This window comes from Pinisolibacter sp. (genome assembly GCF_036782435.1).
GTDB lineage: Bacteria > Pseudomonadota > Alphaproteobacteria > Rhizobiales > Ancalomicrobiaceae > CALBKH01.
In genome coordinates, this window is sequence record NZ_DAIPZB010000011.1 from 37,814 (window position 1) to 50,129 (window position 12,316).

11 protein-coding genes are annotated in these 12,316 nt (G+C 69.0%); 9 read left to right on the top strand and 2 right to left on the bottom strand.

Annotation, left to right across the window (positions count from 1 at the left end):
• Nucleotides 1-133: 133 nt before the first annotated feature.
• The 8 genes from V7Q42_RS06695 to V7Q42_RS06730 all read left to right on the top strand — a co-directional run bounded on the left by V7Q42_RS06695 (nt 134) and on the right by V7Q42_RS06730 (nt 8,132).
• Nucleotides 134-1,951 carry a DUF294 nucleotidyltransferase-like domain-containing protein gene (locus V7Q42_RS06695; RefSeq protein ID WP_333823124.1) on the top strand — a complete coding sequence of 606 codons (1,818 nt, stop codon included), beginning with the start codon at nt 134-136 and terminating at the stop codon, nt 1,949-1,951.
• Nucleotides 1,951-2,634 carry a 3'-5' exonuclease gene (locus V7Q42_RS06700; RefSeq protein ID WP_333823125.1) on the top strand — a complete coding sequence of 228 codons (684 nt, stop codon included), beginning with the start codon at nt 1,951-1,953 and terminating at the stop codon, nt 2,632-2,634. Before V7Q42_RS06695 ends, V7Q42_RS06700 begins: the two co-directional genes overlap by 1 nt.
• Nucleotides 2,635-2,872: 238 nt before the next feature.
• Nucleotides 2,873-4,015, top strand: a complete 1,143-nt coding sequence (dnaN, locus tag V7Q42_RS06705) for a DNA polymerase III subunit beta (RefSeq protein WP_333823126.1) — start codon at nt 2,873-2,875, stop codon at nt 4,013-4,015.
• Between the two features lie 228 nt (nt 4,016-4,243).
• Nucleotides 4,244-4,861, top strand: coding sequence for a TetR/AcrR family transcriptional regulator (locus V7Q42_RS06710; RefSeq protein ID WP_333823128.1), 618 nt, complete (start codon nt 4,244-4,246; stop codon nt 4,859-4,861).
• 13 nt (nt 4,862-4,874) lie between these two features.
• A complete protein-coding gene (locus tag V7Q42_RS06715) occupies nt 4,875-5,654 on the top strand; it encodes a VOC family protein (protein WP_333823130.1) in 780 nt (259 codons plus the stop codon).
• A 93-nt stretch (nt 5,655-5,747) separates the two neighbouring features.
• Nucleotides 5,748-6,062 (top strand): DUF4242 domain-containing protein, encoded by a 315-nt coding sequence (locus V7Q42_RS06720; protein WP_333823131.1) that lies wholly within the window; start codon nt 5,748-5,750, stop codon nt 6,060-6,062.
• A 21-nt stretch (nt 6,063-6,083) separates the two neighbouring features.
• Nucleotides 6,084-6,788, top strand: coding sequence for a Crp/Fnr family transcriptional regulator (locus tag V7Q42_RS06725; protein ID WP_333823132.1), 705 nt, complete (start codon nt 6,084-6,086; stop codon nt 6,786-6,788).
• A 21-nt stretch (nt 6,789-6,809) separates the two neighbouring features.
• Nucleotides 6,810-8,132, top strand: a complete 1,323-nt coding sequence (locus V7Q42_RS06730) for a cytochrome-c peroxidase (RefSeq protein ID WP_333823133.1) — start codon at nt 6,810-6,812, stop codon at nt 8,130-8,132.
• 95 nt (nt 8,133-8,227) lie between these two features.
• On the opposite strand, the gene V7Q42_RS06735 is transcribed toward V7Q42_RS06730, so the two are convergent.
• Entirely contained in the window at nt 8,228-10,138 is a 1,911-nt protein-coding gene (locus V7Q42_RS06735) for a phosphoenolpyruvate carboxykinase (GTP) (RefSeq protein WP_333823134.1), read from the bottom strand.
• A gap of 386 nt (nt 10,139-10,524) precedes the next feature.
• Complete coding sequence (locus V7Q42_RS06740) at nt 10,525-11,238, bottom strand: HugZ family pyridoxamine 5'-phosphate oxidase (RefSeq protein ID WP_333823135.1); 714 nt, start codon at nt 11,236-11,238, stop codon at nt 10,525-10,527.
• Between the two features lie 354 nt (nt 11,239-11,592).
• Here V7Q42_RS06740 and V7Q42_RS06745 point away from each other — a divergent pair, with 354 nt between their 5' ends.
• The gene (locus V7Q42_RS06745) at nt 11,593-12,294 is read left to right on the top strand and encodes a response regulator transcription factor (RefSeq protein ID WP_333823136.1); all 702 of its coding nucleotides are present in this window, start codon (nt 11,593-11,595) and stop codon (nt 12,292-12,294) included.
• Nucleotides 12,295-12,316: the final 22 nt, after the last annotated feature.

Here is a 12,316-nt window from a genome sequence, read left to right on the forward strand (position 1 = left end):
TCGACAGGGGGCCCCGGAGCGCGCCAGGATGGTGCCCGCGTTCTCCGGCTCCGCACCGGTCGTTCGACCGGCGCGACGCCCCCCCGGTCCTCACCTCGGTCGGTGAGCGGTCGCGGTAACCGTCCGGTGCCCCATGCCCAGAGCTTTCGATACCAGCGCCCCTCCTTTCGATCGTCTGTCGTCGGACGAGAGGGCCGAACTCCTCGCCGCCCTCGACATCGGCTATTTCCGCCCCGGTGAGACGATCATCACCCGGGGCTCCGTCGCCGATCACCTCCACGTGGTGCTCAAGGGGGCGGTCGACGAATACGACGACGACGACCATCTCCTCGCCGTCCTCGGCCCCAAGCAGATCTTCGGCATCCGCGCCGTGGTCCACGGCTCGGCCGGCGCCAACTATCGCGCCGCCGAGGAGAGCCTCGTCTATCTCCTGCCGAAGGACGTGCTGCTGTCGCTGATCCGCCGCAACCCCGAATTCGCGGTGTTCTTCTACTCCGACATCTCCTCGAAACTCGCCGAAGCCGCGCGCACCGAGAAGACCGGTCAGGGCATCGACAGCGTGCTGCGCTGCCGGATCCGCGAGGCGCGCCTGCGCGCCCCCGTCTTCATCGAGGCCTCCGCCTCGATCGAGGAGGCCGAGCGTCGCATGTCCGAGACCGAGCAGAACAGCCTGCTCGTCCGCGACGGCGACCGCACCGGCATCGTCACCCGGACCAACCTCTCCAAGGCCGCCATCCTGCAGAAGCTGCCGCTGACCACGCCGGTCGGCGAGTGCTCGAGCTGGGGGCTGATCGGGGTCGGCGAGGACGACTTCGTCTTCGACGCACTCATGACCATGACCCGCCACAACAAGCGCCGGCTCGTCGTGATGCGCGACGGCGAGGTGGCGGGGGTCCTCGAGGACATCGACATCCTCGGCCTCTTCGCCGGCAATTCGCAGCTCATCCCCGGCCGCATCGATCGCGCCAAGAGCCTCGACGACCTCTCCGTCGCCGCCCACGACATCCAGGGGCAGGTGGAGCGCCTGCACCGTCAGGGCATCAAGGTGCGCGAGATCGCCGCCGTCACCTCGGACCTCAATCGCCAACTCTTCGCCCAGCTCTTCGCCATGGTGGCGCCGGAGACGATCCGCGAGGCCGGCTGTCTCTTCGTCATGGGCTCGGAGGGCCGCGGCGAGCAGACCGTGCGGACCGATCAGGACAACGGCCTGTTGCTCGCAGCCCCCGTCCCCGAGGCCGATCTGGCGCGCTTCCGCGTCGACTTCCAGGCGGCTCTCGCCTCCTTCGGCTTCCCGCCCTGTCCGGGCAACGTCATGGTGTCGAATCCGATCTGGTCGCAGACCCTCGACGATTTCGAGGGCCAGCTGCGTCGCTGGATCCTGACCCCCGACGCCGAGAGCCCGATGCATCTCGGCATCTTCTACGATGCCGCCACCGTCGCCGGTGACGCCGACCTGCTCGTCCGCGCCAAGCGCCGCCTTCTCGACATGATGGCCGGCGAGACGGCGTCCATCGCCCATTTCGCCAAGGCGATCGATCAGTTCCCGGGACCGGGCGGCGTGATCAGCTCGATCATGGAGACCTTCGGCCGCGAGGAGCCGATCGACCTGAAGAAGGCCGGAACCTTCCCGATCGTCCACGGCATCCGCAGCCTCGCCATCGAGAAGGGTCTGACCGAGACCTCGACCTTCGCCCGCATCGAGCGCATCGCCGAGACCGGCTTCTTCGACGAGGCCTTCGCCCGCGATCTCGCCGCCGCCTTCGGCTGGTTCATGGAGCTGCGGCTGCAGTCCCAGCTGCGCGCCCATCTCGCCGGCACCACCGAGGGTGAATCGCTGGTCCGTCCCTCCGACCTCACCACGCTCGACCGCGATCTGATGCGCGACGGCCTGCGCATGGTGAAGCGCTTCCGCGAACTCGTCCGCGCCCATTTCAAGCTGGGGATGTTCTGATGTTCGAGCGCATGGTGCGCCGCATCCGTCGGGAGTTCGACCGGCGGCGGCTCAAGGACCCGCATTGGGCGATGATGTTCGACGAGGACCCTTCGGGCGAGGTGGTGTCGATCGACTGCGAGACCACCGGCTTCGACCTGAAGACCGACGAGGTGATCTATGTCTCGGCGATCCGCGTCGCCGGCAACCGGATCCTCACCTCCTCGGCCTTCAACGCGATGATCCGGCCGGAATCGGCGGCGATGCGCGCCGAGGCGATCCGCGTCCACCAATTGCGCGCCGTCGACGTCGAGAACGGCCGGCCGATGCGCGAGGTCATTCCCGAGTTGCTCGATTTCATCGGCGGTCGACCGGTGGTCGGCTATTGGATCGACTACGACGTCTCCATGCTCGACCGCTGCACCTCGCGCGCCTTCGGCTTCCGCCTGCCCAATCGCCGCATCGAGGTATCGGAGCTCTACTACGGGCTGAAATACGGCAATGCTCCCCAGGGCACGCAGATCGACCTCTCCTTCAACGCCATCGCCCGCGATCTGGGCCTGCGCGAATTGCCGGCCCACGACGCCTTCAACGACGCCCTGTCGGCGGCGGAGATGTACGTGCAGCTGACCGACATGCGGGCGCGCGGCCGGACCATCGCCCGCGAACGTCTCGACGAGGCCGCCGCCGGTATCTCCTATTGAGGCCGATCGAAGCGCCGTCGCCCCGGCGTTCGGGAGCCGCCGCCGGGTCGCGCCCGCGACCGATGCGCCGGCGGTCGCATCGACGACGGAAAAAACCGCCCGGGGAGCCCCGCGGCCCTTGCGTCCTCGCGCGTGCGAGGGCAAGGTCGGCGGCCCGGCTCCGGGGACACCGCCCCGCGTACGGCGCGAACGCGCGCCGTTTCGAGATGTTTCAGGAACGACACTTCGGACGAAATCGATGAGAGTGACAGTCGAGCGTGCGCAACTCGTCAAGTCCCTGACCCATGTTCACCGGGTCGTGGAGCGGCGCAATACCATTCCGATCCTCTCCAACGTCCTGATCCGGGCGGAGGGTGGCCAGCTCAAGCTCAAGGCGACCGACCTCGATCTCGAGGTGTCGGAGGCCGTTCCGGCGATGGTCGAGGAGCCGGGCGCGACCACCGTCCCCGCGCACATGATCTACGACATCGTCCGCAAGCTGCCCGACGGCGCCCAGGTCGAACTCGCCACCCGTCCCGACGGCGCGACGCTCGACATCCGCTCGGGCCGCTCGAAATTCGCTCTGCAGATGCTGCCGGAGCAGGATTTCCCCGATCTCACCGCCGGCACCTTCACCCACCGCTTCCAGCTTCCCGCCGCCGACCTGAAGCGCCTCGTCGATCGCACCTGGTTCGCCATCTCCACCGAGGAGACCCGTTACTACCTGAACGGCATCTACTTCCACGCGGTGACGGTGAACGGCGATCTCAAGTTCCGCGCCGTCGCCACCGACGGCCACCGCCTCGCCCAGGCCGAGATGGTCGCGCCGCACGGCTGCGAGGGCATGCCCGGCATCATCGTTCCGAGGAAGACCGTCGGCGAGATCCAGAAGCTGGTCGACGCCCCCGATGCCGAAGTGACGGTGGAACTGTCGGATTCGAAGATCCGCCTGACCTTCGCCCCCAAGGGCGAGGAGGCCTCGGGCGGCATCGTGCTCACCTCGAAACTGATCGACGGCACCTTCCCCGACTACGGCCGCGTCATCCCGCAGGGCAACGACAAGGAGATGAAGGTCGATCGCGACGAATTCGCCGCCGCCGTCGATCGCGTCTCCACCATCGCCTCCGAGCGCGGTCGCGCCGTCAAGCTGACGGTCGGCGAGGGCCGCCTCGTCCTCTCGGTGACCAACCCGGATTCGGGTTCGGCGACCGAGGAACTGGCGGTCGAATACGACGACGAAGCGCTCGATATCGGCTTCAACAGCCGCTACCTGCTCGACATCGCCTCGCAGCTCGAGACCGACACGGCGGTCTTCCGCCTCGCCGATCCCGGTTCGCCGACCCTGATCCAGGACATCGGCTCCGACAACGCCCTCTACGTGCTGATGCCGATGCGGGTGTGAGCCCGCGGATCGGCACGACGAAACGAGATGGCGGCCGGCGGTGCGATCCGTCGGCCGTCGTCGTTCCGAGGCGGCCACACCACGCGGAACGTCATCGGGCGCTCCGTTTCGGTGGCGGGCTCGGACCCGGTCCGCCGGCCTTCGGATCGGCCGTCTCGATGCCGTGGAGTTTACAAAAACCGACCAGTTGGTATCTTGTTGGGAAGGAGTGCTCCGAGGAGAGGATCGATGTCCCGCACCGCGCGCAATCCAGTCGATACCCGCCGTCGTCTGCTCGAGGCGGCGATGCGCACGATCCGTGAGAAGGGCTTCGCCGCCACCTCGGTCGACGACATCTGCGCCGCGGCCGGCGTCTCCAAGGGTGCCTTCTTCCACCATTTCACCGACAAGGAAGCGCTGGCGATCGCCGCGGCGGAAGCCTTCGCCGCCCGCGCCGCCGAACTCTTCGACGATCCGAGCCTCGCGGCCGCGCCGACGCCCCGCGACCGGCTCTTCGCCTATGTGGCGCTGCGCAAGGCGATGCTCGACGGCGAGATGGCCGAGGTCACCTGCCTCCTCGGCACCATGGTGCAGGAGGTCTGGGAGACCCACCCGGCGCTGCGCGACGCCTGCGCTCTCGGCATCGGCGGTCATGCCGGCGGCCTCGTCGACACCATCGCGGCCGCCAAGGCGGTCCATGCGCCCGGTGCCGAGTGGGAGCCGGAGAGCTTGGCGCTCCACACCCAGGCGGTGATCCAGGGCGCCTTCGTCCTCGCCAAGGCGGCCGGCGATACCGCGGTCGCCGTCGACAGCCTGTCGCATCTCGAGCGTTATCTGGAGTGCCTGCTGCCCATCGCGGGATCATGAGGAGGGTGAGACCATGAGCGAGACCGTCGCGCCGTTCTGTTGGTACGAACTGATGACCACCGATCTTTCCGCCGCCGAGGCCTTCTATGGCGGGGTGGTCGGATGGACGGCGAAGGATTCGGGCATGTCCGGCTTCCGCTATTCGATCTTCTCCATGGGAGAGACCGGTATCGCCGGCGCCATGGCGCTGCCCGAGCCGCTCGCCGCCGCCGGCGTGTCGCCGCACTGGATCGGCTACGTCCGGGTCGAAGACGTCGACGCCATGCTGCCGCGTCTCCTCGCTGCCGGCGGCGCGGTCCTGAAGCCGGCCGAGGACATTCCCGGCGTCGGCCGCTTCGCCGTCGTCGCCGACCCGCACGGTGCGGCCTTCTGCCTCTTCCGCGAGGCCTCGCCGGCGCCGGCGCGCCAGCCCGACGCCGATCCCTACCCGCGCGGCCGTATCGGTTGGCACGAGCTCCACGCCGGCGACGGCGAGGCGGCCTTCGCCTTCTATGCGGCACTCTTCGGCTGGACCGAGACGGAGCGCATGGACATGGGGCCGATGGGCTTCTACCGCCTCTTCGCCACCGGCGGTCCGGCCGTCGGCGGCATGATGACCAGAATGCCGCAGACCCCGCGCCCCTTCTGGGCCTTCTATTTCAACGTCGAGGCGATCGATGCGGCGATCGAGCGGGCGACCGCCGCCGGCGGCAGTGTCGTCCACGGCCCGATGGAGGTGCCCGGCGGCGCCTGGATCGTCCAGGCGATCGACCCGCAGGGCGCCATCTTCGCCCTCGTCGCGCCGAAACGCTGAGAGGGGATCGCCGCGTGACATAAGTTCCAGCCACGCGGCACACCTTCGGTCCACAGTCTCCCGGTCCCGACCATTCGGACCAGGAGACCGCAGATGACCACCGATCTCGCCCCGATGAAGTTCTTCATCGACACCCACGATGCCCGGCACGGGACCTTCCCGGCCGGGATCTCGCCGGCCGATTTCGCCGGCTTCCATGCGAAATACGAAGAGGCCTGCCGCGCCGAGGGCGTGGTGTCGCTGCGCATCCATGTCGGCTTCGGCGAAGGCCGCGCCTTCTGCTTCACCATGGCGCCCGACGCCGAGGCGGTCGCCCGCGCCCATGCCCGCGTCGGGCTGCCCTTCGACGAGATCACCGAGGTGGTGACCTCGACGCCCGGCGATCTCTTCTTCGCCCGCGCCGCGTGAGAAACCGAGAGGGGGTGCGACATGGGCAGCGTCACGCATCTCGTCGTGAGGCGTTACGATCGGCGCATGGGTGCGACGCCGACCTTCGATCTCTTCCCCTCTCTCGCCGATCTCGGCGAGGAGAGCCGGCGTCTCCTCGCCGCCTCGGCGACGCGCCTCGCCTGCGCCGGCGGCACGCCGCTCGTCGCCCGCGGCGATCTGGTCACCGGCGCCTATCTGGTCGAGAAGGGGGCGCTCAGGGTCTATTACGTCTCCGCCGACGGCCGCGAGGGCACCCTCTATTGGGTCGAACCGGGTCAGTCCTGCATCCTCGCCCTCAACGCCCTCTTCTCCCGTCTCGCCTACCCGGCCTGGGTGGAGAGCGAGGGCGACACCGAGGTGATGATCGTCCCCGGCGACGTCTACCGCCGCCTTTTCGCGCTCGAGCCGGCGGTCCAGGGCTTCACCTTCGAGGTCCTGTCGGGCCGGCTCTTCGAGCTGATGGCGATGATCGAGGAGACGGCGTCGCAGGGGCTCGAGGCGCGGCTCGCCGCCTTCCTCGTCCGCCGCGCCAAGGGCGGTCGCGAAGTGGCGATCACCCAGGACCAGATCGCCCGCCATCTCGCCACCTCGCGCGAAGTGGTCTCGCGCCTCGTTCGCGGCTTCGTCGCCCGACGCCTCGTCGCCACCACCCAGCGCCGCATCACCCTGCTCGATCCCGCCGGCCTCGCCGCCATCTGCGCGTGAGGCGGCTCGAGGTCCCGTACCATGTTCGAAGCCTCACCACTCCTCCTCACCGGGGCGGGCGCCTTCGTCGCCGGCCTCGCCGCGGCGATCCTCATCGTCTGGCGCGACCTCGCCCCCACGGCACGCCTCTCGCCCCTCCAGCGCGCCGCCCTCGTCGTCGCGCTCGGCGGCGGCGTCCTCGCCTTCGGCCTGAAGCTCGCGGTGATCGAGACACTGTCGCTCGCCGATCGCGCCCGGCTCGCTCCGACCCTGACGATCGCCGAGCCCGATCCGCTGCCGGCGCACGAAGTCGGCCGCCCGGTCTGGCAGCCGCTCCCCGCCGTCGCCCCGTTCCCGCCGGACGATCCGCCGACGCCCGAGAAGGTGGCGCTCGGCCGACGCCTGTTCTTCGCCGGCGAACTGTCGCGCGACGGAACCCTCTCCTGCGCCTCCTGCCACGACCTCGATCGCGGTGGCGGCGACGGCCGGCCGACCGCGGTCGGTATCGGCGGCGCCGTCGGGCCGCGCAACACGCCGACGGTGTGGAACGCCGCCTTCCAGGCCCGCCTGTTCTGGGACGGCCGCGCCCGCAGCCTCGAGGAGCAGGCGCTGGGGCCGATCGCCAACCCGATCGAGATGGGCGCCGACCCCGCCGAGGTCGCCCGCCGCCTCGCCGCCGACGCCTCCTGGCGTGTCGATTTCGCCGCCGCCTTCGGTGACGCGACGCCGATCGTGCCGGAGACCGTCGCCCGGGCGCTCGCCGCCTTCGAGCGCTCCCTGATCACCCCCGACGCGCCCTTCGATCGCTTCCTCGCCGGCGACACATCGGCCCTGACGCCGCAGCAGCTCAGAGGCATGTCGCTGTTCGAGACCGTCGGCTGCATCGTCTGCCACGCCGGCCCCGGCTTCAGCCGCGCCGGCCTCCTCGCCCCCGAGGAGGGCCGCGCCGGCCTGCGCCGCTTCCCGTCGCTGGCGACGCCCTACACCGCGAAGTACCGCCTCACCGACGATCTCGGCGCCGCGCGGTCGGGCACCGCCGGCATCTGGCGGGTGCCGTCGTTGCGCAACGTCGCGCTCACCGGGCCATGGTTCCACAACGGTGCGGTCGACGATCTCGCCGAAGCGGTGCGGATCATGGCGACGGTCCAGGCCGGTCGCGTCGTCACCGACGAGCCCCGCGTCGCCCCGCGCATCTCCTGGGACCCGGAGACCCGCCGCCTCACCCGCCACACGCCCTCGCCGCTGGGCGAGGAGGAGGTCGCCGCGATCGTCGCCTTCCTCGAGGCGTTGACCGGCGACGGGCTGAAGGCGCGCGCCACGTCGGCCGGCTCTGGCAGGCAGGCGTCCGTCATCTCCGGAGAGTGAGGGACGCGGCGCATCGAGCCCGAACGAACGAGAGCCCCGGAAGCTCGCGCCTCCGGGGCTCCGATGTCACGGTGTCGTGCGTCCGGTCAGGATCGTCAGGCGACGAGTTCCCACACCTTCGGCGAACGCTCGAGGCGGGCGACGAGCAGCTGGCGCTCGAGCTCCATCTCCTTGGGCAGGCGATCACCGAACTGAGCGAAGTGCGAGATCTGTTCCTCGGCCTCGACGAGACCCTTCTCGCGGTCGACCTTGACGATCTCCTCGTACTTCGCCTGCGGGAAGTCGAGGCCCTTCCAGTTGAGGTCGGCGTAGCGCGGCACGAAGCCGTAGGGGCTCTCCACCGCGCCGGCATGGCCGTTGACGCGGTTCACGATCCACTCCAGCGCCCGCATGTTGTCGCCGAAGCCCGGCCAGATGAACTTGCCGTTCTCGTCCTTGCGGAACCAATTGACGCGGAAGATGCCCGGCGCGTTCGGCAGGTTGCGCCCGAGGTTGAGCCAGTGCGCCCAGTAGTCGCCCATGTTGTAACCGCAGAACGGCAGCATGGCGAAGGGGTCGCGGCGCATCGCCGCCTGACCGACGGCGGCGGCGGTGGCCTCCGAGCCCATGGTCGCGGCGAGATAGACGCCGTGCGCCCAGTCGAAGGACTGGAACACCAGCGGGAACGCCTTGGAGACGCGGCCGCCGACGATGAAGGCCGAGATCGGCACGCCCGCCGGGTCTTCCCAGGCCGGGTCGATCGACGGCACCTGCGACGCCGGGGCGGTGAAGCGGGAGTTCGGATGGGCGGCGGGACGGCCGCAATCCGGGGTCCACTCCTGGCCGGTCCAGTCGATGAGGTGCGACGGCGCCTCGTCGGTCAGCCCTTCCCACCACACGTCGCCGTCGTGGGTCAGCGCCACGTTGGTGAAGATGCAATTGGCGTGCAGCGTGGCCAGCGCGTTCGGGTTGGACTTGGCGTTGGTGCCCGGGGCGACGCCGAACAGGCCGTTCTCGGGGTTGATGGCGTGCAGCGTGCCGCGCGCATCCGGCTTGATCCAGGCGATGTCGTCGCCGATCGTCGTCACTTCCCAGCCCTCGTAGCCCTTGGGCGGGATGATCATGGCGAAGTTGGTCTTGCCGCAGGCCGACGGGAAGGCGGCGGCGACGTAGGTCTTCTCGCCCTGCGGGTTCTTGACCCCGAGGATGAGCATGTGCTCGGCGAGCCAGCCCTCGTCGCGCGCCATCACCGAGGCGATGCGCAGCGCGAAGCACTTCTTGCCGAGCAGCGCGTTGCCGCCGTAGCCCGAGCCGTAGGACATGATCTCACGGGTCTCGGGGAAGTGGACGATGTACTTGGTGTCGTTGCACGGCCAGGTGCTGTCGGCCTCGCCGGCGGCGAGCGGCGCGCCGACCGAATGGATGCACGGCACGAAATCGTCGTCGCCGAGCACGTCGAGCACCTTCTGACCCATGCGGGTCATGATGCGCATGTGGACCGCGACATAGGCCGAGTCGGAGACCTCGACGCCGATCTGGGCGATCTTCGAGCCGAGCGGACCCATCGAGAACGGGATGACGTACATGGTGCGGCCGCGCATACAGCCGTCGAACAGGCCGTTCATGGTGGCGCGCATCTCGGCCGGATCGGCCCAGTTGTTGGTCGGGCCGGCGTCGTCCTTGTTCGCCGAGCAGATGAAGGTGCGATCCTCGACGCGGGCGACGTCCGACGGCGACGACCGGGCGAGGAACGAGTTCGGACGCTTCGCCGGGTTCAGGCGGGTGAACACGCCGGCGTCGACCAGCTCCTGACAGAGGCGATCGTATTCTTCCTGGCTACCGTCGCACCAGTGGATCCGGTCCGGCTTGGTCAGCTTGGCGACCTCGTCGACCCAGGCGATCAGTTTGGCGTTCATGGTGGGAGCATGGGACATCAGCGTTCTCCGACGGGTACACGCGCTCGGGTCACGATTTCGGTCGTGAGGCGCAGGAACGAGGCGCGGGTCGACACGGGTGGGCGAAGACACCGTCGATCACCGACGGTGGACGGGCGGCCGAGCCGCCCTGCGAAAATTCGGAATCTCACACGAAGACTGCGGCGCCGGAGGCGCGATGGACGACGGCGAGACGGGTGAACCCGATCTCGGCGGGGCCAGGGCTGCGAGCCCGGAAACCGGTCTGAGTCGAGGGCAAGACTCCTCCGCGAAAAGGTGAAGCGACCCGGGATGCCTCGTCACGAAGTATCCCGCTCACCGATCTTCCGTCTTCGAAAAGATCGTCGATCGACCGTTCCAGCCGATGTGAGCGCCTGCAAAATACTACACCGCTCCCGGTCCGAACAAGGGTGCCGAAAGTCGGATTGAATGCTTATCGTATTGAATCGTTTAGAAGAAATTCCTTGCAGCAGGGACGGTTATTCCCAGCTGCGCAACGCCTCCTCCAGCGCGTCCGGCGACCTCACCGGATGCGGCAGAACGAGACGGCGGAAGGCGCGTCCCTCGTCCGCGGTGGTGGCGAGATCGATCCCTTCCGGGTCGATGCCGACGACCGTCCAGTCGCCCGCCGGCGCCCCGAGCTTCGCCGCCCAGCCGGCGACCCGTGCCGGCGTCTCGGTGAAGCCGGCGACGAGCCGGCTCTCCGCCGCCACCAGCGCCGTCGCATCGGCGCAGTCGACGAGGAAATCCTCGCGCCGCACCCGCATCGCCCGGCCGAACCCGGCGACGAGATGGCAGTCGTCGAGCTCCAGCCGGAAAAAGGCGAAATCGCCGAAGCCGGCGTAGAGCGCGGCGTCCGGATTGCGGGTGAGATAGCGCCGGCGCTGCGCCGCATCGTCGACGATCCGCTCGACGGCACCGACGAGGGTCACCCGCCCGCCCTGCTGCGGATCGCCGAGTGTGCCCTCGACGAAGAGCAGCGAAGCGCGCGGATCCTCGGCGAGATTGCGGCTGTGCGCGGCGAGCGTCGACATCAGGAGGATCGGCGAACCGTCCGGCTCGCAGGCCACCGTCACCAGCGAGCCGAAGGGATGGCCGGTGCGCCGCGCGATGGACGACAGCGCCGCGGTCCGCGCTTCGCGAACCAGCCGGCGAGACGTGGCGACGGGCGAGAAGGTATCGGCTTCGGTCATCGGAGATCCTCGTCGTGGGAAGGCGACGTGGCGGCGGCTGCGTCGACGAACGGCACGAGGCTAGAGCACCGGCCCGATCCGACGCAACCGGCCGCAGGCCATCGCTTCGGACGAGCCGCTGCATCGACGAAAGAAACCGGTGTGCGCCCGGAGGCCGGCCCGAATGTCCCGCCCGCCCCCGTTCCCCGAAGGGTCGTCGGGCGAGATGCCCCGTCGTCTCACCGCGCCACCTGTCGTCGTCGCCCTCGCTCGCTGGCCACGACTCGGCGCCTCGGCTATGATCGCCGCCATGATTTGCGCATATTCGCGGTGCTGGAAAGCACGCGGATCGCCAATTCCGGAGTGATTGCCCGCATGCCCACCATCGCTCTCGTCGACGACGACCGCAACATCCTGACCTCGGTCTCCATCGCGCTCGAGTCGGAGGGGTACCGGGTACAGACCTACACCGACGGCGCCTCGGCCCTCGACGGTCTCAAGGCCAACCCGCCCGACCTCGCCATCTTCGACATCAAGATGCCGCGCATGGACGGCATGGAACTCTTGCGCCGTCTGCGCCAGAAGTCCGAGCTGCCGGTGATCTTCCTCACCTCCAAGGACGACGAGATCGACGAGCTCTTCGGCCTCAAGATGGGCGCCGACGACTTCATCCGCAAACCCTTCTCCCAGCGTCTGCTGGTCGAACGCGTCAAGGCGGTGCTGCGGCGCGCCGGCGCCAAGGGCGAAGGCGCCGCCAAGCCGACCGACGCCGCCAAGGTGCTGGAGCGCGGGCCGCTCACCATGGATCAGGAACGCCACACCTGCACCTGGAAGGGCGAGCAGGTGACGCTGACCGTCACCGAGTTCCTCATCCTCTATGCGCTCGCCCAGCGTCCCGGCGTCGTCAAGAGCCGCAACGCCCTGATGGACGCGGCCTACGACGATCAGGTCTACGTCGACGATCGCACCATCGACAGCCACATCAAGCGGCTGAGGAAGAAGTTCAAGGCGGTCGACGACGACTTCGAGATGATCGAGACGCTCTACGGCGTCGGTTATCGCTTCAAGGAGATGTGACGGGCGCGTGTCGAGCCGGACC